The following is a 25,716-nucleotide window of genomic DNA, read 5'->3' on the forward strand; positions in this document are numbered from 1 at the left end:
CTTATTAACTATCAGAATTTCTCCAACAATTAAATGAAATATATTATACTCTTAAATGGGGAACTATAAAAATTTATCTAAAAAATATTAATAGAATTAAAAAAAAGCATCTAAACTACTTTGCTGTTCATCACGGGATAATTCTAAAATTTCATCACTGGAATAGCCCAGTGAGCTCATTATTCTTGAAACAGCAGGTATAACTTGATTTTCGATGTAGTAGCCCGGGTCGTATTCTTTACCTTCTATATCTTCCAGGGGTTCGGCTCTTTGACTTATAGAATTTTTGCCCTTTACTATTACATAGCGTATAATGGAGCCTCGTTCTATTTTTCTCCCTTTAGATAGTGATTTTTGGGCAGCAACTACATGGGGTCCAATTTGTTTATATTCATTCAAATTTTTGGTGATCTGGGTATGTATAACCAGATCCTCCATTTTAATCTGACCTTTTTTAATATCCTTTATGGCATTTTTTATGATTTCTTTAGCTTTATCTGGAGAACCATCCTTCAAAATAGCCATAAGTATATTTTGCTGAGTTTTTTTAGCAATATTGGCCCAGTCCCGCCTTACCAGCTCCAGGCCTTTTACCACTATATTTCCATCCTCCAGAAGAGCATATCTTTTCTTGGTAACAAAGAAACCTCTACTATAGAAACCTTCATACTCCAGTTCCATACCTTGCGGTAAGTCAGGATTAATATATTCTAAAAATTTAGAAACCTGAACTTTAATTTCAGATTCTAATTCACTCTGCAATCAGCACACCATTTATTACACCGTCTTGACCAGGCCGGGAAGTTACACGAACTTTACCAGAGCTGGTTTCAACAACTGCACCTTTTGTAATTATATTACGTCTTACAAAGTTAGGATTAGCCAGGTTTTCAACAACATTTAAAATTTCAGCTACTTCCACCTTATTGGTTTCAGGATTAACCACATTAATTTTGGTATCAGTTGCTAATCGAACTTTTAAATTTCCTCCCTGGGTTCTGATTTTTCGGATTCTCTTAGGGCCTATTTTAGTTTCTGCAGCTTCTCTTCCCAGTTCACATTTTTTCTTACCGCGGTTCATTTTCGCTCTTCCGCCGGTAGGCTTTTTCATAGATTTACCTTGCCATATAGCCATTATTTCACCTTGTTAGTTTAATTATATAATTTAACCCATAAAATATAGGTTAATGGAATCTGAATATAATTAAGATTCCAAAATCAGTAAAAAACTGAATTTAAAGCACAACTAAATTAAATGTTTATGTAGTAACTATTCATTAGTCATCAGGCTTTAAAAAGATTTTGTTTATTCTCAAATTTAATAGTTACTAATTTATATCATATTAACCATTTTAAGATTTCTTAAATCCTAACTTGAGATTAATCTAATACTATTTTGCTAACATCATATTTAAATATTTTAAATTGTAATGATGAATTACATATAATATAATTTAAATAAACTTATTTTTAGATTTTAAAAAAACAACATTAACAATCAACAGGTGTAGCAATGAAGATAGGGATGTCTCACGGTGCTGGCGGAGAAGTAATGCAGAATCTGATATCAGATATAATTCTCAAAAACATTAAAAACAAGAGAGTAAATGGGGGAGTAGGTTTAGATGACCTGGATGATGGTGCATCCATACCTTTAGGAGACCTGGAAATAGTCCTGAGTACTGATGGCCATACCGTGGACCCTTTATTTTTTCCAGGTGGAGACATTGGTAAACTGTCTATTGCCGGTACTGTAAATGATATTGCGGTTATGGGTGCTAAACCTCTGGCCATTACTAATGGAATGGTTATTAGAGAAGGTTTCCCTGCTGATGATCTGGAGACTATTGTAAAATCCATGGATGCTGTTTGTCAGGAAACCGGGGTTTCCATAATCACTGGTGATACCAAGGTCATGGAACAGGGTAAACTGGATGAGATGATTATTACTACTACCGGTATTGGAGTGGTAAATAAAGGAGAAATAAAAAGAGACTCTTCTTTAAAGGTGGGGGATAAGATAATCCTATCGGGTAGTGTAGGTGATCATGGGATGGCTCTAATGTCCTACCGGGAAGGATTTGGATTTGACACCGATCTCCAATCAGATGTGGCCCCTATATGGGAAATTGTGGAAAAAGCACTGGCCATAGGGGGAGTTACCTCCATGAAAGATCCCACCAGAGGTGGCCTGGCCAATGCATTAAATGAGATAGCTAATAAATCAGGAGTAGGTTTGCTGGTTGAAGAAGATAAAATTCCTCTAAAAGAACCGGTAATTGCTGTTTCAGAAATGTTAGGAATAGATCCTTACGAAGTTGCCAATGAGGGAAAGGTAATTATAGGGGTTGAAAAAGAACTGGCTGATGAAACTCTGAGTGCTATTAGAAAGACCAGATACGGTGCTCAAGCCCAAATTATAGGAGAAGTGACTGAAGATAACCATGTTATTTTAGAAACTTCCTTAGGGGGAAAAAGGATTTTAGAAGCACCTATTGCAGATCCAGTGCCGAGAGTATGCTAAAACTTATCATTTAGCAAATTTTAAATACTTCTTTTAGTAATAATTTCCATATTAATCTTTTTATTTATTAATACATTTTGAAGGGGTTATAATGGAAACTATAACTAAAAAAAGAATTGTAGCTTTTATTCTGGACTTTTTAGTAATCACATTTTTTATGTGGATTCTTAACCCAATTATTTATCCACTGGTTATTGTCACCGGGATTTATGGAATTTTTAACTATAGCTTAGTTTTTCTAGCAATTATAATAATGGCTTACTTTACTTATCTGGAGAAATCTAAAACCAGCACCCTGGGAAAAAGTATTATGGGAATTCACGTAGAACCTGAACAGGGCGAATTAACCTACCAGAAAACATTTATTCGTAATTTATCTAAAATATTATGGTTCCCCTTACTTCTGGATTTGATAGGAGGATATTTATCAAAAAATGATTCCATTAGACTTTTAGATAAATATGCAAAAACAAAAGTTGTTTTAGATAAACATTAAAATTTATATTTATCTCTTAAATTGATTTTTTTATATAACCTGTACTTATTTTACATCTATCAGACTTTTTTTACATTTTTTTTATATTTAATAAATTAAATAGCAGAATTTTATATAAAGTTCTTACATAATCTATAACAATTTTTAATATTTTCAGGGGTGAAAAGATGAAAGATGAAGTTTCAGAAGTAAAAAGCCAGGTACTGGATACAATTGCAACATTAGTGACCACTGCATTTGGTTTAATTGCTGCTTTGGCCTGGAATGAAGCAATCCAAGCATTGATAACTCAATGGCTGGGTGAAACAGATGGTTTAACAGGCCTTTTTATTTATGCAGTAGTAATCACCATCTTAGCTGTTATTGCTACCATATTAATAGCCCGTTTAATTGCAAAACCAGCAGTACAGGCAGTAAGAATTGTGGAATGATTTTTATTCCACTTTCTTAATATTTTCTGTGAAATGATATTATAATTAATTGGTGGAAAAAAATTCTGAAATTATTAAAATTGAAGGTACTTATGAAAGCAATAGAGACCATAAACCTGGGGAAAAAATTTGGCAAGCTAACTGCTGTAGATAAAGTGAATCTAAAGGTAGATCAGGGGGAAATATTTGGATTACTGGGTCCTAATGGTGCTGGAAAAAGTACATTCATCTCCATGTTATGCACTATTTTAAAACCATCATCTGGAACCGCCCAGGTGGAAGGTTATGATATTATTAGTGAGGCAGCAGATGTTAGACGATCCATCGGTATAGTCTTCCAGGATCCCAGTATAGATGATAAACTTACCGGAAGGGAGAATATGGAATTGCATGCTGATTTATATAATGTACCCCGTGAGGTGATGCACTCCCGTATAGATGAGGTACTGCACTTAGTTGAATTAGAGGATCGTGCATCCAGCTATGTTAACACCTATTCCGGAGGCATGAGGCGTAGGTTGGAAATAGCAAGGAGTCTAATACATTATCCTAAAGTATTATTTTTGGATGAGCCCACTTTAGGTCTGGATCCTCAAAGTCGAGACCATATCTGGGATTATATAACCAATCTAAAAAAAAGGGAGAATATTACCATTATTCTTACTACCCATTACATGGAAGAAGCAGATAAACTCTGTGATAGGATAGCTATTATTGATAGGAGCAGTATTATCGCTCTGGATACTCCTAAAAACCTTAAGAATGAGTTGGGAGGGGAAACTATTATCATAGAGACCAGTGATAATGATATTTTAGCAAATAAACTCTCTGAAGTTGAACTTGCTGATAATATTTTTAAAACAGATAAAGAACTAAATTTGAGTGTTAAAAATGCCCATACGTCTCTGGCACGTATAGTCGAATTATCAGTCTCATTAGGGGTTTCTATAGAAACTATTTCTATTCGAGAGCCGGATTTAAATGATGTATTTATGCATTTTACTGGTCGGGAAATCCGTGATGGTGGTAAAAGTGAGGATCTTACAGGAATGGGTGCAAGAGTTATGGGGCGGGTAAAATAAGCGAATTTCGAGGTATTTATGCTTTGTGGCGCCGTGAACTTAAACGTTTTATTCGGGATCGTACACGGCTGGTTAGTTCAGTAATTACGCCTATACTGTGGCTGGTAATCTTTGGGACGGGATTGGGATTTTCTCTGGAGTTTACAGGTTTTGATTATACTCAATTTTTGTTGCCCGGTATTATTGCCCAGACACTTCTTTTTACATCCATATTTCTGGGCATATCTGTGATTTGGGATCGGCAATTTGGCTTTATGAAGGAAATCATGGTTTCACCAATTAGCAGAGCCTCCATTTTTGCCGGTAAAATGTTAGGAGTGGGCACCGCTGCTATTATACAGGGAGCCATAGTGATTTTACTGGGATTTATTATTGGAGTACCTTTGACTTTACAAGCAGTAATCCTGGCCCTACCTTTAATGATAATTATTACAGTGGGCCTTACCTGTATTGGTTTAGTTATCGCCAGTCTCATGTCCAGCTTGGAAAGCTTTGGAACTATTGTAACCTTTGTTAATCTGCCCATGTTTTTCCTGAGCGGAGCTTTATTCCCGGTTACAAATTTGCCTTCCTGGATGAGGTGGGCCTTTTATATAAACCCTCTGACCTATGGTGTAGATGCTTTAAGAGGGGTTATGATAAGTGGATGGCCCACTATTGTACCCATGCAATATAATATTTTGATTATATGTGCCTTTGATGTGGTTATGATAGTTTTGGGAACCTATCTCTTCAGTAGAAGACAATGATTTAATCTCAAAATAATTGTATTAAGGGTTATAGAATAAAAAGAATGATTTAGATGGGTATTTAAGTCCAGCTATAAGGATTAAATTCAGAAGGCGGAATATACATGACTTCTGCATAGCCTTTTTTAAGTAATTCCGCATTTATATTGGTATTTCCTACATAAACCACGGCTAAAACACGTCCATAGCGATCATTATTTTTTTTATCATCAATATCCAGATAAATCAGTTTTCCAAGACATTTACTTTTTACAAAATCTTTGGCTTCCTGATATCCAGGTTCTCCCCTTTCGGGAGTATTGACTCCCACCAACCTTATTCTACCTACTCCCTTTACATCCAGGGTATCCCCATCCACCACATAGGTACATATACCGCTTTTCTCATAATGAGGGGGTATTTGCGCTTGAGATTCATTAATAAGGTTTATTTCACTTTCAATTGAGGAATTATTTAGAAGAGATTCAGGGGATGAAATATTTAAGTCAACTTCATCCAGAGGAATTTGTGAAATACTATTATCATCTACACAGCCGGCAATAGAAATGGATAATAACATTATAATCAGTACAATATGATATTTTTTCAATGGATTTTTTGGTATCATGGACATCTACCCTATATTATTAAATCAATAACATATAATTTTTATTATTAATAAAAACAGGTAAAGCTTTCTTAAATAAAATCAGAATTAATAAGGAACTTGTTTTTTAGTTACTTTTAGCGCTATAATCACTGCTCTAATTTCATGAAATAAAACTGTTTTCTATCGATTCAAGTAATGAATATTAAATAGATTACATATATAATAAAATGAATTAGAAATCAAAAATAACATGCCGTTAAGTCAGGTTATTACATGGATTGGAAATCAATAGATTGGAAGGAACTCCTGGTTGCTTTAATCCTGGGCATATTACTGACCTTATTTCTAAGGTGGGGGTTTTAATGATATATGTTGATTATTTCATTAATAATTCAAATAACTTAAATAAAAGCTTTAAATTGAATTGAGGTATTAAATGCAGCAAATAGATGCAAAACCCCATCCTTCCATAAAAGGAGTTATGATTATAGATGGAAAAAATAATTTTCCCATCAGCTGGCTCAATAAACAGGGCTACTGTGAATACAGTATATATTTAGAGAATGTAAGGGGTATTGAAACTGAACCCACCATTGAAATGAAGCAAGGCCAGGCTATTCACCAGGAACTGGAAAATGAATTCAAAAAAGGCGCAGAAATCATAGACTTTAATGAAATGATTGACCTTTCCCAAACTCAGGAGATCCTGAGTAGAGAAATGTTTGTATCATCTCCTAAATTTGGAATCAGAGGTTTAATAGATGAAATATGGTTAACTCCCGATGAATTTATTATAATTGATGATAAACCGGGATCAATTGCTTATAATTCTTCCATTAATCAGGTCTGGGGCTATTGCCTGGCATTTAAAGATATTATTGGCTCTGATGATAGAAAAATTATGGGGGCCTTACGCCAGAGAGGAAGCAGTAAAATATTCTGGATGCAGGAATTTAATGAAAATGCTCAAAAGACCATTCAAAAATTACTGGATAGGATGCAGGACCTTTTTAATGGATCTAAACATTTTTTACCCACCAATAATCCTAGAAAATGTGCAAAATGCAGATTTAATAGCTTTTGTGAATTTGGATAAAAAAATAAAGTTCTTGCCTATAAACATAAAAATCAACAATTAAAGTTCTTAGCTATATAAATGATTATTAGATGAAAAACCCCCAAGTTTTTTTTTACAGTGTCCCGGCAATATCTGCTTGAAAAATGTGAGGTTAAATTAAATGGATTTTAATTCAGATTCCATTAAAACCGATGTTCTAAAATCAACTTTATCGGCCTTACCCTACATGGTTTTTTTAATTGATAAAGAAGGCCGAATAATATTTTTTAATCAGAAAGTAGTAGATTGTCTGGATGGGGATATGGAAGAATTTATAGGGAAAAAATGGGCTGATCTGGATTTTTCCCAGACAACCACTAAAATCAATAAAAAGATAATTAATGTACTTCAAACCCATAGAACACAATCAGGGACAATTACTTTATCCTTAAAAAAAGGTTTAAAAAGTTTCAATTACGTTTTTAACATTATTAAAGTTGATAAAGGTTCTTCAATAGGAGTTTTAGCTGTTCTGATGGATTCAAATCAATTAAAAAATATATCTTCTGATGAAAATTTGAATGAAGTTCGTTTAAAAGCAATGATCTGCCTCTATGAAATGTCAGACTGTTCTCTGGGGGAGATAACTGATTATGCTCTGGAACAGCTGGTAGAGATTACAGGTAGTAAATTAGGATACTTGAGTTTTTTAAATGAAACTGAAGACTTATTAACCATGTATTCCTGGTCCAAAGAGGCTATGAAAAAATGTGAAATAAATGATAAACCTATATATTACCCGGTTCATGAAACGGGATTATGGGGAGAAGCTATACGTCAGCGAAAGCCAATAATAATCAATGACTTTAAAGCCCCTAATAAATTAAAAAAAGGCTATCCAAAAGGCCATGTTCATTTAAAAAGGCATATGAATGTCCCTATATTTGATGGGGATAAAATCGTGGCCCTGGCAGGGGTGGGCAATAAAAAAGAATCTTATATTGAAGAGGATATTACTCAGATTAGAATTTTAATGAACTTTTTATGGAGTATAATCAAGCGTAAAAATTCAGAAAAAGCACTGAGAAATTCTCTAAATGAGAAAGAAGTCATGCTAAATGAAATTCATCATAGGGTTAAAAATAACCTGCAGGTTATATCCAGTCTCCTGGCCCTTCAAGCAGATTTCATGGAATCAAATGAAGCAAAAAATGTTTTATTAGAAGCCAGGGGGCGTGTAAAATCAATGGCCATGACTCATGATAAATTTTACCATGCTGATGACTTATCAAAAATTAATTTCTCCCAATACTTGAGAGAATTAGTTGACGATATTTTATTAAGCTCCCTGCAGGACTCTAAATTGATTAATTTGCAGATCGAATTGGATAATTCCCTATTAAATCTGGAAATAGCACTTCCTCTGGGTTTAATTGTAAATGAAATCTTAACCAATTCCCTGAAACATGCCTTTGTAGAATCTGATGAGAAGATAATATTCATCTATCTACATAAAAATTATGATGAATTTGAATTGATATTAAAAGATAATGGTGTGGGCTTTCCCGAAGATATTGATTTTAGAAATACAGATACTATGGGTATGCAATTAGTAATGTCTTTGATTATGCAAATTGGTGCTCAGATAGAATTAAATATCAATCAGGGTACAGAATTTATTATAAAATTTAAGAATGAAAGTTTAGATGAAGATTACTAACTGCTTTTTTTTAGTTTTTATAAAATAATTACCTAATTTTATCTGGAATTAAGAAGAACAGGGTATAGTTTAAATGTATTAAATACTAATATAAATTATAAGAATTAATTGATTTTGGTTATTTTGCTATTTTTAGTTATTCTAATAAATTGAGCTGAATAATTATAATCATATTTTTTTAAATAATTAAGGAAGATATTATGGATCAATTACTATTTGAAGAATTAGATTTATCTAAAGAAATGAAAAAAGCTATTGAAGATATTGGTTTTGAAGAAGCAACACCAATCCAGTCACTTACTATTCCCCATGCTTTAGCAGGGGAAGATGTTATTGGCCAGGCCCAAACCGGTACTGGCAAAACCGCTGCATTTGGGATTCCTGTATTAGAAAAGGTTTATGTCCCTGATAACTCAGTACAGGCTATTGTTTTATGTCCCACCAGGGAGCTTTGTATACAGGTAGCAGAAGAAATTGTAAAGCTATCCAAGTACATGAAAAAGGTAAAAGTACTCCCTATATACGGAGGACAACCTATAGGAAGACAGATTCGCGCCCTAAATAAAGGCGTACACATTGTCATTGGAACCCCGGGAAGGGTAATGGACCATTTACAAAGAGGTACCCTGAAACTTGATGGGGTGGAAATGGTGGTTCTGGATGAAGCAGATGAAATGCTAGATATGGGATTTAGAGAGGACATAGAAGAAATTTTAAGATTTGTTCCTAAAAAAAGGCAGACTTTACTATTCTCTGCAACCTTGTCCAAGGATATTCTCCGATTAACTAAAAAATACCAAAAGAATCCTCAATTCTTAAAAGTACCTCATCATCATCTTTCTGCTCCTAAAATAGACCAGAGCTATTTTGAAGTAAATGAGAAAATGAAAGCAGAGCTATTATCCCGTTTAATGGATATCCATGATATTAAACTGGCCCTGGTTTTCTGTAACACTAAAAGAAGAGTTGACCGTTTAGTAAAAGACCTCAAAACCAGAGGATATTTTGTGGACGGTATACATGGTGATATGAGGCAGGCTCAAAGGGACAGAGTAATGAATAAATATCGAAATGGTAAAATTGACATCCTGGTGGCAACTGATGTGGCTGCTAGAGGAATCGATGTTCCGGATGTGGAAGCAGTATTCAACCACGATGTTCCTAATGATACCGAATACTATGTACACCGAATAGGTAGAACTGGACGTGCTGGTAAACAGGGAAGATCATTTACCTTTGTATCTGGTAAAGAAATATACAAATTAAGGGATATTCAGCGTTATACCAAAACCAAAATAAAGCAGGAAAGAATTCCTTCTCTAGGGGATATTGAAAAAATAAAAATTGATCTTTTACTGGAGAAAGTCAAAAACAGTATCCAGAATGATAATCTGGACAGTTATATCCATACCGTGGAAGGTTTGATTGAGATTGGTTTCAATTCACTGGATATTTCAGCTGCATTATTAAAAATTATTAAAGAAAAAGAGCTCTAGATTCCCTCAAAATCTAATCCTGGATTTATTTTTTTCAGGATGTAATTTTTTTTTTTTTATTTTGAAGTAACTTTTTAGCCACTATTTTTTTTATTTAGAAAAAATCAGTTTTAATCTCTATTAATTAATTTTTAAGTCAAAAAAAATAAGGTATGGGTGATTAGATAAAATAACTCTTATTTTACCTTATTCAACCATTTTTTTAATATTTTAAGCAAATATAGCATCTAAGGCCGCTACTATTGTTTTACATTTTTGAAGTAAAACAGATTGTTCAAATCTCCAGTCAAGCTCTAAGAGTACTGTAGGTATTCCTTTTTGAGCTATGGGTATGGTTATTTTAGGGGGGCTGCTACCTTCGATATATAAATATCCAATAAGGCCATTACTTTTGGTAACTAGCTGATTTGCAAAACTGGTTGATAAAGCACCCTGACTGGGAGCAAATATGAAATCAGTAAGAGCATAGGTACCCCGGTTTCCATGCACATCCATGACTAATTGATAACTACTATCAATAAGAGGGACAATGTACTGACTGGCCAGATATTCTCCCTGGTTACGGCTTTCATCCATCTCTCTACCATCATAAACCACTACCTGGAATATATCCAGCTTGATATTATTGAGCTGGGCTGCTTTTATAGCATCTTCCATGGCTACATGAACTGCTAATTCATGAGGGTGTACCCCTATAATTATGGCTACCTTATTGGATCCAGTTCCATAAGATTCAATCTTTTGTACAAAACCATAGGAGGTTTGAGCTATTAAGGTGGTGGTTACCTGTGAGGGAGGGCTTGAACCGGTATTGATTTTTATGCCGGGTATGATGGTTACGGTGTTGGGTAGGTATTTGTTGGTTTGGTAGAAGTCCAGTATTCTGCTGAAGGCGTATATTTGTGTTTCGTAGCGTGTGGTTCCCAGGGTGGTGGTGGCGAAGTTGGGGGCGTGGTTGTTGTTGTCCATGAAGGTTTTTATTCTTTGTGCCAGGTCCAGGTAGGCTGTTTTTGTTATTGTGCCTTGTCTTGCGTTTTCTGATGGGTTGGGTGCTGTGTTGATGTTTTTGGGTGTTATTGGGGTGGTTTTTCCGGTGTTAAGGTTGATGGTTGCGGTGGTTAGTAGGTATAGGAATTGGTTTAGGGTTATTTGTTGGTTGTTTATGGTTACGGTGGGTGGTAGTTTTTTGTTGGTGTCGTAGTATTTTTTAACGTTGGTGGCTGCTGCGTTTATTTGGGCCAGGGTGAAGTTGCTGGTTACCGGGTCTGGTGTTGGAGGGTTTATTACTGGTGGGTCTTCAGGTTCAGGTGTTACTGGAGGTACCACAGGAGGAGTAACACCGGTATTGATTTTTATGCCGGGTATGATAGTTACGGTGTTGGGTAGGTATTTGTTGGTTTGGTAGAAGTCCAGTATTCTGCTGAAGGCGTATATTTGTGTTTCGTAGCGTGTGGTTCCCAGGGTGGTGGTGGCGAAGTTGGGGGCGTGGTTGTTGTTGTCCATGAAGGTTTTTATTCTTTGTGCCAGGTCCAGGTAGGCTGTTTTTGTTATTGTGCCTTGTCTTGCGTTTTCTGATGGGTTGGGTGCTGTGTTGATGTTTTTGGGTGTTATTGGGGTGGTTTTTCCGGTGTTAAGGTTGATGGTTGCGGTGGTTAGTAGGTATAGGAATTGGTTTAGGGTTATTTGTTGGTTGTTTATGGTTACGGTGGATGGTAGTTTTTTGTTGGTGTCGTAGTATTTTTTAACGTTGGTGGCTGCTGCGTTTATTTGGGCCAGGGTGAAGTTGCTGGTTACCGGGTCTGGTGTTGGAGGGTTTATTACTGGTGGGTCTTCAGGTTCAGGTGTTACTGGTGGGTCTTCTGGTTCAGGTGTTACTGGTGGTACCACAGGCGGATTATTTGCTGGTGTAGAACTACCTGCTTCCACTTTTAAACCAGGAATAATGGTGGCAAAACCAGGTAACTGGTTATTACTCTGATAAAAACTCAAAATTCTAGAAAATAAGTAAATTTGTGTTTCAAAGCTGATGGTGCCCTGGGTGGTGGTGGCGAAGTTGGGGGCGTGGTTGTTGTTGTCCATGAAGGTTTTTATTCTTTGAGAAGCATCCAGGTAGGCTGTTTTGGTTAAAGTCCCGCCCCGGGTATTTTCTGAAGGGTTGGGTGCAGGATTAACATTTTTATAATTTACCGATGCACTACTGCCCTGATTAACATTATTAACACTTGAAGTCATTAGATATAATAATTGGGGCATTTTAACTGCATTATTATTGATATAAACGGTTTCAGGTATTTTATTGTTGGTTTCAGTATATGTTTTTACATTTGTGGCAGCATTTAAAATATCAGCCTGGCTAAAATCAGTAACGGCATTTTCTGAAGCAATTGTGAACTGCTCATCTGTATCTTCAGCATATACAGAACCCATACTCAAAAAAAGAAAAATTGCCAGGAAAACTGTAATTGTAATTTTTTTACTTTTCAATTTATCACCAAATTAAATCTAATTTTTTAATCATAGTCTTCCATCTCCACCACATCGGGTACAGTGTGTACCACCAGTACCTCCACAACTGGAACATCTTACCCATTTACCATCATCCCAGTAACCTCCACTCCCACTACAGGCATTACATATTACCTTCCCGGAGTTACAGTTGGGGCATACTTTTCCAGTATTATCTTCTTCTGGTACTGATGGGTTTTGAGTACTTACATTGGCATTGTTTTTAGAATCAGGGGTATTTTTCAGGGTTGTATTAGATGGAGAACTATTGTTTACAGAACTATTATTTGATATAATTGGATTGTCGGCATCTTCATTAGAAAAAATAGTTATTGCAAAAGCAAAACTTCCTAAAATAGCCACTATAACTATTCCAACCAGTAAAATAGATTTTTCTTTCATTTCCTCAACTTTTATTATTTTTAATATTAAGGCTCCTTAATATTCGATATATATTATCAGTGTTTAATTAGTACTTAATATATAATTTTCGCTATTTATCATTTTCAGATAGAAATAAATTTATTTAGATCATACTTTAAAATAATCATTAAGATGGGGGCAGGTTTTTAAAATGATTGAAAAAAATAAGCTGGTGGATTTGATAGAAAAAACAGATTTAGAAAGGGTGCAATCTGAAAAAGATATCTGGGAAAAACACATCTTCTTAGAAGATAATAAAGTCCTGATAGTTGGCTATGAAGAAGAAGAAAAATTTACCAAACAAGACCCTGAGGAAGAAACAGTAAATACTTTTTACTGGTACTGGGAACTAAGAAATTCCCAAACATGGGAAGTACTATTTGAAAATCATGAGAATGATTATAGCTTCTGTGAATCCCAGCTAGAGGACTCTGGAGATAATGACCAGGTTGAAGACATTGTGGGAGATATTGATGAATCTGATATCTGCACCTGGAGTGATCATGACTGGATTGAAGATATCTCAGAGACCATTGCCCGGGAAGTATTGAAATGGCTGAATAAATAATAAAATATTTTTTTATTTATCCAGGCCCCATTTTTTTCTAAATTTCAATTTTTGACGGGCATTCATCCAATGGCTGCCATCACAGTAGGGCTTATTTTCAGACTTTCCACACTGACACAGGGTAACCCGGTTACGGGTTTCATATATGCTACCATCTGCAGATTCAATGGGAATCCCTCCCCGTACCCATATTGGACCTTCACAATTTTTTTGAGGATCATGAATCATGACAATAGATGGTTCAAACTCTTTTTCAAAGGGGGTAGCTGTCTTTTTATCCCATAGAACTAAACGACCAGAGGGGCAAAGTTTAGCTTCTTCAATGGCTAATTCCCGGGCTTGCGGATCATTTGAATTTTCAATGAGTTTTCTTATTCCCCCTGCCCTTAAACAAAAGCGTGAATGGTCGCAAAATTCATGGACATCGGTTAATTTCAGATCATCTCCTTCAAAAACTTCTGCTTTTTCCATATAGGGCTTTTTACTGGCAGTTTCAGTTCCATCAAAACTGATTTTAGTATGAGTGCCATCACAATATGGTTTATTTTTTGATGCACCACATCGACATAAAATATAAGATTCCTGGAGGGGATATTCTGATACATCATCCAATTTTACGGTGTGACCTGCTTCATCTGTTACTAATTTCTGTTTGTAGAGGGGTATGTTTCCCTGAACCAGATAAGGTCCATTTTTCATGATTTTTATTTTCATCTTATCTTTTTTTCCCACCATTTTGACTTTTCCTCCGCAATTGTCATTTAAATATTTTAATTAATTTATTTTTCTATCAAATCATTCATTTGAGTTAATATTCCCAGTAATTTATTTCCTTTTTCAGTTATCATATAATCTCCCCGGTCATGACGTTGAATAATCAAGTTTTTATCAATTAATTTCTGGAGATGGTATAATAAATTACCTCCACGAAGACCGGTAATCTGGGAAAGGTTAGAAAAAGTTTGAGTACTGGAAGATAGTGATTTGATTATTTGAATCCTTTGTTTATGGGCCAGGGGTTCTAGAACTTCTTTTACTATTGATTCTTCAGAAATCAGGGATATTCCCTCTTTATTATTTCCATTGTTTTGATAAATATTAAGGGAACGAATCAGTTTCACCTGTTTCTGGAAAAGATCAAATACTTCTGAAAAGCATATTTCACACTTATCGAAGGGGGCTTCGGTTTTCATTTTTTCTAATTCATCTCGATGATGGTTAATTTTTTCACCGGGAAGTTGATCCTCATTAATTAGTGATCTATTTTTATTTAAAAATTCAGTAAAGTTTGCTTTACAAGTATTTCTCATACCACATTTTTCTACCATACTCTTATCTAAATTAGACTCATTATCCTCACTTAAATAGCTATTAATTGCATAAATAAAGTCCTTTTTTAAATTAGAAATCACTAATTCTAAATATTGTTGATTAGATCTTTCTTTAATCAATTTTACGTCGCGATGGATTTTATTTAATTTTTTTTGTATATCTTTATCCACTGCCACAAATTCAGTTCCTGATTTCATAAATAATATTTATAAAACTTATCCTAAAAAGGTTTTTGTTCTGACTTTTAAAGTTTCATTCATCCCGGCTATTTTGGAAGAATCGTGAAAATTAAGGTAAATATATTATATTTAGTATATTTTCCTGACGATTAAGTATATAATTTTATCAGCATATAGTATGGCTGGTGATAAAAAAGGTCGATGGCCATGAAAATCTAAAAAAAAATAATATACTGATAAATTCTTAAATTTTAAAAAATGCAGTTTTTTATCTTTAAAAAATATATAGGAGTTATAAAATGAATATTAAAGAAGAAATACACAGTCAAATTGTAGGAGCACTAGCCGGTGCCACTTTTCCCATAAAAACTCCGGATGAATTATTTGATGCACTCCCTGATGGTGCTAATACCACTTGCAGAGCAGGGGATGTGGAATTAAAAGCATCTGATGCTGGAAACGTATTAAAATCTGATGATTTTCCATTTAAAAGTGCTAAAGAAGTGGCAGACATTATAGTGGATCGTGCAGGACTATAAATTTTATTCTTTTATTTTATTTTTTTTTAGAATGGCTTAATTTTCAAATATCTAAAAGAAAAAAACTTTTAAAGCTAGCCTTAGATTTTAAAAAGTTAAAGATTAACTAAATTTCAATATTCTGCTTTTTTTCTGTTTCTTTTAGCCAGGGATGCAAATATTCCAGTAAAACATAGCACGCTGAATAATATAAATGCCACCTGGGTACTTTGCAATAGAGCGGGATAAAATTGTGGGGAAATCTGCACCCGGCCTATTATAAATGAAAATATAAGGGTAACCATGCCCAAAGAGAAAGACTGGCCAATCAAACGCATGGAACTAACGGTGGCAGATGCTATTCCGTAATATTTACGCTGCACTGATCCCATTATGGCATTGGTATTAGGTGAAGAGAACAACCCAAAACCAAGACCCAGTATTACCAGGGACAAAATTATAAATGTAATACCTGTATTTTCTGAAATAAAAGCCAGGGCAAAAAGTCCGGTGGTAGTTATGCCCATCCCTATAGCGGCCAGTAATTGTGGATCTTTTTTATCAGAAAGTCTTCCTGCTAAGGGGGCTACTATGGCCATTACTCCCGGTTGGGCAACCAGTATTAAACCAGTTGTCTGGGCATCTAAACCTTTGATATATTGTAAAAATAAACTCAAAAGTAAAGCAACGGCAAAGGTGGCAGAATAATTGATTAAGGCCGCAAGACTTGAAAAGGCAAATGTAAAATTTTTAAATAATTTCATATTGAAAATGGGGCTGGGATGGTAAAGTTCCCATTTTACAAAACCAACCATAAGTACAATTCCCATTATAATTAATCCTATTCCGTTTAAATTCGGTAATGTGGAAAAACCATACATTAACATAAACAGGGCAAGGCTATATAGTACTGAGCCCACCACATCGAATTTTTTCCCTTTTTGATTGGCCCATTCTACTTTAACTTTCCCCAGAACCATGATAATAGTTAAAATACCTATGGGAATAGTTATCAGGAAGATACTGGGCCAACCAAAATTTCGGGTTAATATTCCACCTAAAACAGGTCCCAGAGATAGACCTGCATATACTACTGCTATTGTAATACCTATCGCTTTTCCACGTTCTTCAGGAGGGAAAGCTTCACTAATAAGTGCCAGAGAAGTTACAAATATCATGGCTGAGCCCACTCCCTGCACAATCCGGAATATTATCAATTCCATAGCCGAAGGAGCAATAGCAGATAAAAATGAGGAAATGGTAAAAATAATCATTCCCCATGTGAATACTTTCTTCATACCATAAATTTCAGAAATACGGCCAAAGGGCACCGCGAAAATGGCAGCTGATAGCAAATAAGATGCAGGTATCCAATTTTGCATGATAACATCTATTTGAAACTGGTTAACCATGGCTGGCAGGGCAACATTTACCGCAGAGCTCATGAAAGGGGTTAAAAATGATGCTAATGCTGATATAATGAGCACGTAATCTTTTAATGAAATTTTTTGCATTTATTTACTCCTGAATTTAGCCTTATAATGCCCTGATGGGTTTTAATAAAAAATTCATTTAATTATATGTTATAACCTATATAAATCTCTAAAATGTATAATAATATATGGAATTCAGGATTACAACTAATTTTTAAGGGATGAGTATTATGTTTAAATGTGAAAAATGCGGGAAATTATGCCTTAAAAAAGATCATTCACCAGAAAGTGGTGATAAAAAACAGGATTTATGTGAATGCGGAGGTAATTTGATTTATTTTCAGGGTTTAATGGACCATGTACTGGATGAGATGGATCCCTTTAATGAAATTATTATTTCACCAGATTATACTATTTTAAATGAAAATGAAGACAACATATCTGTATCTGATAAAAGAGAAGCATCTTCTTTGCAAAAAAAGAAAAAAAATGATTAATTTTCCTGTGGATAATTTATTTTAAAAATTAGAAAAAAAGACAGCTTTAAACTATCTTTTTTTTTAACTAATAACGGACCGGAGCTTCCATTCCTGCCATTTTTACACCGGTTAAAGCGGAGGCTTCAATACTAAGTGATCTAAGGTCGTCTTTTTCCAGGTTTACCACATTGGTATTACCTGCCTGCTGGGTGAGCATGCATAGCTCTTCGTTCATGGCTTCGATGTAACGGGCCACTTTCTTACCACCTTCCACATAGTCCAACCTTCTACGTAGCCGGGGATTTTGGGTTGCGATTCCTTTTCTACAAGTACCGGTGTAACACTTCTGGCAAACCCGGCAGCCAATGGATACCAGAGCAGAGGTAGCCACATATACTGCGTCGGCACCTAATGCCATGGCTTTTGCCACATCAGCACCATTTCTTATTCCTCCTGCTGCCACTAAACTTACATCTTCTCTTAAATTGATTTGTTTCAGGGCTTCATCAGCTTCTACAATGGCGGCAATGGTGGGAACTCCTGAATGCTCGGTAACCACATCTGGTCCAGCACCGGTACCTCCCTGCATACCATCCACTACAATTATATCTGCCCCTGCTTTTGCAGCGATTTTAACATCATCACTTACTCTTCCAGAGGTGAATTTAACCATAATAGGGACTTTCCAGTCACTTATTTCCCTTAACTGGGAAATTTTCATACTCAGGTCTTCTGGACCTACAATATCCATGTGACGGGCAGGACTTAAGGCATCGGTTCCTTCGGGTATCATCCTAATTTTAGATACCTCTGCTGTTACCTTTTCACCTAAAAGGTGACCACCCATACCTGATTTGGCTCCCTGACCGATTTTAATTTCTATGGCTTCTGAATTATTTAAATAATCAGCAGATACTCCAAAACGACCTGAAGCATATTGTGCAATAAGTTTTGAAGCATATTGACGTTCTTCAGGAAGCATTCCTCCTTCTCCGGTATTGGTAGCAGTCCCGGCCAGAGTGGCACCCATGGCCAGGGCTATTTTCGCTTCTTTACTCAAAGCACCAAATGACATGGCAGCAATCATAATGGGGGTGTCCAGTATCAGGGGATTTTCTGCATATCTCTTACCTAAAACCACCCGGGTATTGCATGGTTCCCGATATTTATCAATAGGTGGCCGGGATACCTGGGCCGGTACTATTACCAGGTCGTCAAAAGTGGGTATAACCCGGGTAGCTCCACATCCCCTGACCTTATATGATCCTTCATTGGATTTCCTTTGAATTTCAACCAGATCTGAAAATGACCAAACGTTTCTTCTATCTTCTGGAACTGCATTAACTTCTATTGCATCGTTAGGACACATTTCTTCACATATACGACATCCTACACAATTTTCATGTTTCACCGGGTATGGTTCCCCACCAATAATTTCATAAACTTCATGAGGACAGTTATTGTAACAGGAATAACAGTTTTTACATTGATTTTCATCCCGATTATCACATAAATACCAGCAACAACCGTGACGGTCAAAATTTCTCTTACAAAGTTCTGAACTTCTTTCTACTTTGAAAGGCATTTTTCCCCTCCCTATTCTATTTTTTTCATGGCTTTAAATATGGGACAGGCAGAATATTTGGTTCCTGCTGCTTTTACCACATCTTCTACATTTCTGGTGAGTTTTGCTTCAGGCTTCCAGGGTTCTTCAATATTTTTATCCACCACTAATGCTTCATCAACTACTTTATCTGCCAGAGCATAGCTCAATAAAGCGGTGACAACTCCTCCGTCCTGACCATGGATTATGGAAGCCTTTGCAGATATTATTTTGATATAATCTCCAAAAGGGGATTTTTCCCCGCGAGATGATATATTTTCAGGGACATAAGTACGGGGGCATGCCACATAACAGGCATTGCATCCTGGAGGACACTCACCACTAATTTCTGGTTTCCTATCCTTGATTTTTACGATATCTTCAGGACAGGCTAATAAACAAGCCCCACAAAGTACACATCCTCCTATATCTATCACATCACCTTTTAGATCTATAAATTGGCTATCAGATACTTCATCTAAGTAATTTTCAGAGGGCATAACTCTCCAGTATAGCACTGGCCTACTTACATTTTCTCTTTTCTTAATTTCAGATAAATTTTCAGACTTTTTCTCAAAGGCCAATCTTTCCATTAGTTTTAAACCTTTATCAGTCACAGGTTTGGTTTTTATGTAGCCCTTTTTTTCAGCATTATCCACCAGATTTCTTCCTTTTTCGCTTCGTATTATAATGGTGGACCAGCCCTCTGGTGATCCAACAGAACCCACTGAGATATCAGATTTTTCTGAAGTAAAGTCCATACAAATTTCACAGCTTTTTCTGATACATCGCTTAGCTTCATCTAATGAAATTTTAAATACCTGGTTTTCTGCTAAGTAAAACCACATAAATCCTTTTTCAATACGGCACTCCTTAACATCTTTAAGGTCAATTTCATATTCTTTTAAAAGCTCTTTCAGGTAATTATATGAGAAATTTTCCATACAGAAAAGACCTATCTTAAGATCCACATTATGCTTACCTGTATAATCAGAATATTCATTCATTAGTGTGGAGGCAGTAATCTGGCAGGGAGTGCCTACCATGGCTACTTTTTCGGCACTTTCTTGTTTAACAGAATTATTACTCATTATCCTTCCTCCGATTCCTGACCATAGAATGGCCTTTTGCTTCTGGGAACTATCTTTTTAAATTCATTATATTTGGAATCTTCTAAATGGAAATCATATGCAGGCAGGAGTTCTTTCAAGTCTTTTTTATCTTCTTTGCTGATTTCCACTACTTTGGCGTTTTTTCCCAGACTTTTAATTTCTCCCAGAACGTAAATAGCCCCTCTGATGATTGATTCTCCTGCATCTTCTGCTATATCTCCTAAAACTATTATACGTCCTCCCATCATGAAGATACCACTCATAAAACCAGAGCTACCGCCGATGATAATGGTCCCGTTTTTCATTATCTCGCCAGTTCTGGATCCGGCATCTCTTCTAACTACAACCGTACCTCCATAGATTCCCTGACCCACTCCGTCTCCAGAAGAACCTTCTATTATTAACTCTCCCTGGGTCATATTATCTCCTGCAAACCAACCGGCGTTTCCCTTAATTTTTATACTGGCCTGATCAATCATGGTCCCTGCAAAATAACCTGCTGATCCATCTATAATAACTTCCACCGGAGTGATAAGCCCGGCTGATAGATAGTGTTTGGCATTGGGATTTTTAATTATTATACGATCATATTCCTTGGCCAGGGTCTTTAAATCGCGGTTTATTTCTCGTGGGGTTTTGGATTCAGCATCAATTTCTATTTCCCGCATTAAATCACCTTATAAATTTTTATTTAAATTATATTTCATAGACCCTGACTTCCCCGGGGGATATCTGTTCCACATAAGTAGTATCCATGACCTCTCGCAGGGAAACCTCTTCTGATGCTATGGCAAAAACATCATCAGTTTCCGCCATAACTCCTGGTCTTAATCCTAATTGATCTTTAGCTATTCCTACTCCATTAGGAGTTCCCACCACATATGAATAGGGTCCATCCATATCTTTTACTGACTGCTCCAGGGTTTCCTCTAAAGAATATCCCATGGATAGTTTATCGGCAACATAGTGAACTATACATTCGGTATCATTATTGGTTTCAAAAATATGGCCTTTTCTTTCCAGAGGATCCCTTATATTCCAGTAATTGGTTATCTGCCCATTGTGGACCACGGTAATATCTGGTATTATATAACTCTGGAAAGGGTGGGCGTGATAACGATCCACAATACTTTCAGTGGAAAAACGGGTGTGTCCTATGGCATGAGTTCCCATTTTAGACCAGGTATCATATCTTTCGGCAATATCCAGAACATATCCTACATCCTTAATCATTTCAAAGGAATGACTCCCATTCAAAACCACAACATCTTTTATCTTGTCAATATCCATAATCAATGGTTTTAGTTGTGAAAATGATTTTAGAGATATCTTACAACGATAAATAATGAAATTTTCAACAGAGGGAATAATCTCTTCACTTTTAATAGGGCTAACTACTTTAACTAATTCTTTAACAGAATCCAAGAGCCCTGGCTTTTCTTTAATTTCAATGTTTAGCAGATATTCATTATCTTCCAATCCTAGCCCACCATATATTGAAAAACCAGCAGAATCTGGTCCCCGGTGTTGCAGGGCATCGAGCATTTTGGTCATGTCGCTTCCTACAGGATGGAGTTTTTTATCTTTATATACTACTCCAGCTATTCCACACACTTCAATACCTCCTTTATAAAGTACTCATGTAACCTGGTGTCTTCTGTAAGCTCGGGATGAAATGAAATGGCTATGTTATTTCCTTGCTTAACACCTATTATTTTATCTTCCAAACGGGACAGTATATGAACATCTTCACCCACCTGATCCACTGCAGGCGCTCTAATGAAGATTCCATTAAATTTATATCCTAATATATCAATTTCTTTTTCAAAGGACTCTTTTTGCCTTCCAAAGGCATTTCTTTTTACTTCCATATCAATTAAATTCAAGAGGGGTTGTTCATAATCTGTTTTTGAAGCTGATAGTACCATACCCGCACAAGTTCCAAAAACAGGTATTTTTTCATTTATTATTATATTATTAATCCCGGTTTTTTCCAGTAATTTTCCTATTACTGTACTTTCTCCACCTGAAATTATTATACCATCACAACAAGAAGCTTCTGCGGAGTTTCTGACTTTAATAACACGCGAATCATTTTCAAAATTTTTTAATGCTTTGGTGGTAATTTCAAAATGTTCACTAACATTTCCCTGTAAATCTAAAATGCCTATGGTTAACATGTGATTCCTTCAAAATTTTTATTTTAAAAATTATCTATTTTAACTTAAAATATCATATCTCAATAATCTTATATAAACCTACCGGAAACATCTTTCCGAAATGATAGATTTTCTGAATATTGAATTCCCATATCTAATTTTAATATACAATGTTCAAAAATTTAGATGTATATAAACATTTATTGAACATTTATATAAACTTTTTCTATTCTAAATTCCTTATCAAAAATATATAAAAACCATCTAAATTAAAAAAATTAAGCTACATATCCGATGAAAAAATGAATATTCAAACATTTAAATTGCTCTGTGACTGGAAATATTAATAAAATGATAATTTAATCATTTCATAATGGAATAAAATTTGTAAATAGATTTAAATAGGGAAATTATTCTCAAGATCTATCATTATATCCTTAGTTGACTCATGAATGAATTTAGCAGCATCAATAAATGCTTGTTTTTCATTTTGATCCATTTGAACAGGTACTACTCCTTCAATACCATTGTAACCTAATTTAACTGGAACCCCTAAACATACTTCATCAACACCTTCAGCGAGATCTTCTACCAGCGTGGAAACAGTAAGTATCTGATTTTCGTCGTTTAATATGGTATTGACTATATTAGCTATGGCAAAAGCAGGTCCATACTCCGTGGCACCTTTTTTACTGATAATATAACTTCCTGCATTTATTACATTTTCAATGGTGTGTTTCAGGTCAAATGATTTGTAATCTGTGAAATAATCATGGGCAGAATAGTATTCAATAGGGATTCCTCCAATGGATGTGGAACTCAGTAAGGGAACCATGTAAGGTCCGTGCTGACCAATGACTCTGGTGTGAATTTCACTTACATGTACATCAAAATGCCGGGCCATGTAATTTTTTAATCGCAGGGAGTCTAAATGATTACCCAATCCTAAAACTTTTCTCTTATCAAAGCCAGAATATTTTAATGCCACATAAGTCATTACATCAACCGGATTACTCACCACCAGAATTATTGAATCAGGAGCATATTTAGCTATTTTTAAAGAATATTCGGCTATTATTCTGGCATTTTCTTTTCCTAATTCCATACGCTCCATATCAGGGGTACGGGGAATACCGGCGGTAATGACCACCACATGGGAATCTTTAAGATTCTCCAGATTAGAGGAGGTATTAATTTTTACTCGAACACCTTTAGCAGCAAGAGCATCATTTATATCTAAAATTTCTCCTTTATTCTGCTCTAAACTACTCTTTCGGGCATGGAGATATAACTCCATAACAGACTGCTCTTCAGCCAAACAAAACGCCGCTGCCCTGCCCACTCTTCCAGTTGATCCTATGATACTGACCTTCAAATTAACACCATTTCCTTTTTTAAGATTATTGCTCTCCACCTGAATTATATCCATAACCAGAGTTACTGCTATTATTTCTGCAGCAACTAATAATGGGAGTCAGGATTACAAGGCAAATATTACATAGATAGAGTATTACAATACCTGGTAATATTATTCTAAATTTTTTAATTTTTCTGCTGCCACTTTTTTCACATACCCACTTTTATCATCTAAAGCTTTTTTCAAGGGTTCTATTGCTCTTTTATCCCCAATACTTCCTAAGGCCCAGGCTGCTCCCCCTCTAACAAAACCGCTTTCATCATTTAAAGCATCTATAAGTGGTTCCACTGCTCTTTTATCCCCAATACTTCCTAAGGCCCAGGCAGCTGCACCTCTAACTTTCCAGTCGGCATCATCAAGTATTCCTAATAGAGGATCAACAGCACTTTCACCCATTTTAGAAAGTGCACCTGAAGCTTCTCTTCTTACCCACTTGTTATCATCTTTTAAGGTTTCAATTAAGGGAGTTATAGCTCGAGGATCTTTTATTTCCCCTAAAGCTTTTGCAGAACCAATTCTAATATTTTTTTCTCCACTGGAAAGAGCTTCAATTAATTGTTCCACTGCTGGAGAACCTATTTCTTCTAAAAGCTCTAAAACTTGCACTCTTACATGCTCATCATCTTCTTTAAGTGATTCAATTAATCGTGCTACATTTTCTTCTTTTTCCATTTTTTCACCTTAACTATATGTAAGTGCATTTAGATTATTAGATTTTTCCATTCTAAGTATAATTTATTTAAATATTGATGTTACTTCCTTAATTTGACAACATTTCAATAAATTTTATGGCCTGGTTTTCTTCTTTTTTAAAATTATGTTTATGTAAAATATTCAGTGAATTTCTAAAAAACATGTACATCTCATCTTTTTTATCAAAAATGTAGTAAAGAGCACCAATAAGTAATAAGGAGATGGCCTCGCCTTTTTTATTGCTATGGTTTTCAAATATCTTCAAAGCACTCTGGAACTGCTTTAAAGAATCAAAGCTATTTTCCAGCTTCAAATAGTTTTCACCCATCATCAAATGAATTATACCCTGACCATCCCAATCTTCAATAATTTCAGCACTTTTTAAAGCTTCCTGAAGCATTTCATGACTATGAGGATCATTGTAATAAAGTGAATACAATTCAGACTGATCGAGAAGTAATATAATTTCTTCTATTTCAGATGCTAGCTTTTTCAAGTCAAAATTTAAATCTTTTTTGGGGTGAATCAAATTTTCATCATCAGAATCAGGTTTATTGTTTAAAGACTCAATAGATGTATTTTCCTTTTCTTCCAGTTCATCTATAAAATCTTCAGGAACTAAAGATCCAGTTACTTCTTTATCTGTATTTAAAGCAGTTTCTATTTGTTTGACTTCCCGAATCTTTTCTTCCATCTCACTTTCCAGGTCAGAATCAATCTCTGCATATATTTTTAAGGCCTTCTGGTAGTTTTCCAGGGCTTTTTTGGTATTTCTGGTGGTCAGGTATGTGTCCCCAATAAGATCATATGTGTAAGCTTCTCCTTCGAGGTAATTTAATTTTTCATATGTTTTAAGTGCTTCCTGAAGGTTTTGAAGTGCTTTTTCGAATTGATCATCTTCTAAATATATTACTGCGATATCTATCAGGGTCTCTGCTTCATGTTCCTGATATTCATATAATTTTTTCTGATAATTTCTCAAAGCTCCTTTTTTACCACGAAAAGAATCCATTAATCCTAAAATATGAATAACATTTTTAATGATTATTAAAACCCCCTGAATTTATAAAAGGGTTATCACCATGGTTCATTGATTTAGATGGCTGATTTTTATTCTGATAATTGTTCAACACATTATCTTTGATGTCATG

27 protein-coding genes are annotated in these 25,716 nt (G+C 35.3%); 11 read left to right on the forward strand and 16 right to left on the reverse strand.

Features of this window, described 5'->3' with window-relative positions; genetic code table 11:
* Positions 1-96 precede the first annotated feature (96 nt).
* Positions 97-762, reverse strand: a complete 666-nt coding sequence (locus HYG87_RS10010) for a DNA polymerase domain-containing protein (RefSeq protein WP_211533019.1) — start codon at positions 760-762, stop codon at positions 97-99.
* On the reverse strand, positions 752-1,135 hold the full coding sequence (locus tag HYG87_RS10015; protein ID WP_211533020.1) for a 30S ribosomal protein S8e: 384 nt from the start codon (positions 1,133-1,135) through the stop codon (positions 752-754). The genes HYG87_RS10010 and HYG87_RS10015 overlap by 11 nt, the downstream gene beginning before the upstream one ends.
* 378 nt (positions 1,136-1,513) lie before the next feature.
* Between HYG87_RS10015 and hypE the strand changes: the two genes are divergently transcribed.
* The 5 genes from hypE (at position 1,514) to HYG87_RS10040 (ending at position 5,282) form a co-directional block, all read left to right on the forward strand.
* Positions 1,514-2,524, forward strand: coding sequence for a hydrogenase expression/formation protein HypE (gene hypE, locus HYG87_RS10020; RefSeq protein ID WP_211533021.1), 1,011 nt, complete (start codon positions 1,514-1,516; stop codon positions 2,522-2,524).
* A 91-nt stretch (positions 2,525-2,615) separates the two neighbouring features.
* Positions 2,616-3,020 carry an RDD family protein gene (locus HYG87_RS10025; protein WP_211533022.1) on the forward strand — a complete coding sequence of 135 codons (405 nt, stop codon included), beginning with the start codon at positions 2,616-2,618 and terminating at the stop codon, positions 3,018-3,020.
* Positions 3,021-3,187: 167 nt separating this feature from the next.
* Positions 3,188-3,451, forward strand: coding sequence for a DUF5654 family protein (locus HYG87_RS10030; protein ID WP_211533023.1), 264 nt, complete (start codon positions 3,188-3,190; stop codon positions 3,449-3,451).
* A 92-nt stretch (positions 3,452-3,543) separates the two neighbouring features.
* Positions 3,544-4,533, forward strand: coding sequence for an ATP-binding cassette domain-containing protein (locus HYG87_RS10035; protein WP_211533024.1), 990 nt, complete (start codon positions 3,544-3,546; stop codon positions 4,531-4,533).
* Positions 4,534-4,556: 23 nt separating this feature from the next.
* Positions 4,557-5,282 (forward strand): ABC transporter permease, encoded by a 726-nt coding sequence (locus HYG87_RS10040; protein WP_249164851.1) that lies wholly within the window; start codon positions 4,557-4,559, stop codon positions 5,280-5,282.
* Between the two features lie 61 nt (positions 5,283-5,343).
* On the opposite strand, the gene HYG87_RS10045 is transcribed toward HYG87_RS10040, so the two are convergent.
* Positions 5,344-5,889, reverse strand: a complete 546-nt coding sequence (locus tag HYG87_RS10045; RefSeq protein ID WP_249164852.1) for a thermonuclease family protein — start codon at positions 5,887-5,889, stop codon at positions 5,344-5,346.
* Between the two features lie 418 nt (positions 5,890-6,307).
* On the opposite strand from HYG87_RS10045, the gene HYG87_RS10050 reads away from it, so the two are divergent.
* The 3 genes from HYG87_RS10050 (at position 6,308) to HYG87_RS10060 (ending at position 10,144) form a co-directional block, all read left to right on the forward strand.
* Entirely contained in the window at positions 6,308-6,967 is a 660-nt protein-coding gene (locus tag HYG87_RS10050) for a CRISPR-associated protein Cas4 (RefSeq protein WP_211533025.1), read from the forward strand.
* Between the two features lie 142 nt (positions 6,968-7,109).
* The gene (locus HYG87_RS10055; RefSeq protein WP_211533026.1) at positions 7,110-8,648 is read left to right on the forward strand and encodes a histidine kinase dimerization/phosphoacceptor domain -containing protein; all 1,539 of its coding nucleotides are present in this window, start codon (positions 7,110-7,112) and stop codon (positions 8,646-8,648) included.
* Between the two features lie 200 nt (positions 8,649-8,848).
* On the forward strand, positions 8,849-10,144 hold the full coding sequence (locus HYG87_RS10060; RefSeq protein ID WP_211533027.1) for a DEAD/DEAH box helicase: 1,296 nt from the start codon (positions 8,849-8,851) through the stop codon (positions 10,142-10,144).
* Positions 10,145-10,354: 210 nt separating this feature from the next.
* Here the strand turns inward: HYG87_RS10060 and HYG87_RS10065 are convergent, their stop codons facing one another.
* Entirely contained in the window at positions 10,355-12,628 is a 2,274-nt protein-coding gene (locus HYG87_RS10065) for a hypothetical protein (RefSeq protein WP_211533028.1), read from the reverse strand.
* 30 nt (positions 12,629-12,658) lie between these two features.
* Complete coding sequence (locus tag HYG87_RS10070) at positions 12,659-13,051, reverse strand: hypothetical protein (RefSeq protein WP_211533029.1); 393 nt, start codon at positions 13,049-13,051, stop codon at positions 12,659-12,661.
* A 172-nt stretch (positions 13,052-13,223) separates the two neighbouring features.
* Between HYG87_RS10070 and HYG87_RS10075 the strand changes: the two genes are divergently transcribed.
* The gene (locus HYG87_RS10075; protein ID WP_211533030.1) at positions 13,224-13,640 is read left to right on the forward strand and encodes a hypothetical protein; all 417 of its coding nucleotides are present in this window, start codon (positions 13,224-13,226) and stop codon (positions 13,638-13,640) included.
* Positions 13,641-13,652: 12 nt separating this feature from the next.
* Here the strand turns inward: HYG87_RS10075 and HYG87_RS10080 are convergent, their stop codons facing one another.
* Together HYG87_RS10080 and HYG87_RS10085 are read right to left on the reverse strand one after the other, a co-directional pair.
* Complete coding sequence (locus tag HYG87_RS10080) at positions 13,653-14,375, reverse strand: CDGSH iron-sulfur domain-containing protein (protein WP_211533031.1); 723 nt, start codon at positions 14,373-14,375, stop codon at positions 13,653-13,655.
* Positions 14,376-14,419: 44 nt separating this feature from the next.
* Positions 14,420-15,169, reverse strand: coding sequence for a winged helix-turn-helix domain-containing protein (locus HYG87_RS10085; protein WP_211533032.1), 750 nt, complete (start codon positions 15,167-15,169; stop codon positions 14,420-14,422).
* Positions 15,170-15,450: 281 nt separating this feature from the next.
* On the opposite strand from HYG87_RS10085, the gene HYG87_RS10090 reads away from it, so the two are divergent.
* Complete coding sequence (locus HYG87_RS10090) at positions 15,451-15,690, forward strand: MTH865 family protein (protein ID WP_211533033.1); 240 nt, start codon at positions 15,451-15,453, stop codon at positions 15,688-15,690.
* A 113-nt stretch (positions 15,691-15,803) separates the two neighbouring features.
* Here the strand turns inward: HYG87_RS10090 and HYG87_RS10095 are convergent, their stop codons facing one another.
* Positions 15,804-17,183, reverse strand: coding sequence for an MFS transporter (locus HYG87_RS10095; protein WP_211533034.1), 1,380 nt, complete (start codon positions 17,181-17,183; stop codon positions 15,804-15,806).
* Between the two features lie 149 nt (positions 17,184-17,332).
* On the opposite strand from HYG87_RS10095, the gene HYG87_RS10100 reads away from it, so the two are divergent.
* Positions 17,333-17,599, forward strand: a complete 267-nt coding sequence (locus HYG87_RS10100; protein WP_211533035.1) for a hypothetical protein — start codon at positions 17,333-17,335, stop codon at positions 17,597-17,599.
* Positions 17,600-17,666: 67 nt separating this feature from the next.
* Here HYG87_RS10100 and HYG87_RS10105 read toward each other — a convergent pair whose 3' ends face one another.
* The 8 genes from HYG87_RS10105 to HYG87_RS10140 all read right to left on the reverse strand — a co-directional run bounded on the left by HYG87_RS10105 (position 17,667) and on the right by HYG87_RS10140 (position 25,577).
* Positions 17,667-19,166, reverse strand: a complete 1,500-nt coding sequence (locus HYG87_RS10105) for a glutamate synthase-related protein (RefSeq protein ID WP_211533036.1) — start codon at positions 19,164-19,166, stop codon at positions 17,667-17,669.
* Between the two features lie 11 nt (positions 19,167-19,177).
* Positions 19,178-20,275 (reverse strand): Coenzyme F420 hydrogenase/dehydrogenase, beta subunit C-terminal domain, encoded by a 1,098-nt coding sequence (locus HYG87_RS10110; RefSeq protein WP_211533037.1) that lies wholly within the window; start codon positions 20,273-20,275, stop codon positions 19,178-19,180.
* Positions 20,275-20,964, reverse strand: a complete 690-nt coding sequence (locus tag HYG87_RS10115; protein ID WP_211533038.1) for a GltB/FmdC/FwdC-like GXGXG domain-containing protein — start codon at positions 20,962-20,964, stop codon at positions 20,275-20,277. Before HYG87_RS10115 ends, HYG87_RS10110 begins: the two co-directional genes overlap by 1 nt.
* A gap of 28 nt (positions 20,965-20,992) precedes the next feature.
* Positions 20,993-21,910: a class II glutamine amidotransferase gene (locus tag HYG87_RS10120; RefSeq protein WP_211533039.1), complete on the reverse strand. Its 918-nt coding sequence runs from the start codon at positions 21,908-21,910 to the stop codon at positions 20,993-20,995.
* Positions 21,898-22,476, reverse strand: a complete 579-nt coding sequence (pdxT, locus tag HYG87_RS10125; protein ID WP_211533040.1) for a pyridoxal 5'-phosphate synthase glutaminase subunit PdxT — start codon at positions 22,474-22,476, stop codon at positions 21,898-21,900. The genes HYG87_RS10120 and pdxT overlap by 13 nt, the downstream gene beginning before the upstream one ends.
* 376 nt (positions 22,477-22,852) lie before the next feature.
* Positions 22,853-23,830: a malate dehydrogenase gene (locus tag HYG87_RS10130; protein WP_211534315.1), complete on the reverse strand. Its 978-nt coding sequence runs from the start codon at positions 23,828-23,830 to the stop codon at positions 22,853-22,855.
* 153 nt (positions 23,831-23,983) lie between these two features.
* The gene (locus HYG87_RS10135) at positions 23,984-24,544 is read right to left on the reverse strand and encodes a HEAT repeat domain-containing protein (protein ID WP_211533041.1); all 561 of its coding nucleotides are present in this window, start codon (positions 24,542-24,544) and stop codon (positions 23,984-23,986) included.
* A gap of 88 nt (positions 24,545-24,632) precedes the next feature.
* Complete coding sequence (locus HYG87_RS10140; RefSeq protein WP_211533042.1) at positions 24,633-25,577, reverse strand: tetratricopeptide repeat protein; 945 nt, start codon at positions 25,575-25,577, stop codon at positions 24,633-24,635.
* Positions 25,578-25,716: the final 139 nt, after the last annotated feature.

The organism is Methanobacterium alkalithermotolerans, from assembly GCF_018141185.1.
Classification (GTDB): Archaea; Methanobacteriota; Methanobacteria; order Methanobacteriales; family Methanobacteriaceae; genus Methanobacterium_F; species Methanobacterium_F alkalithermotolerans.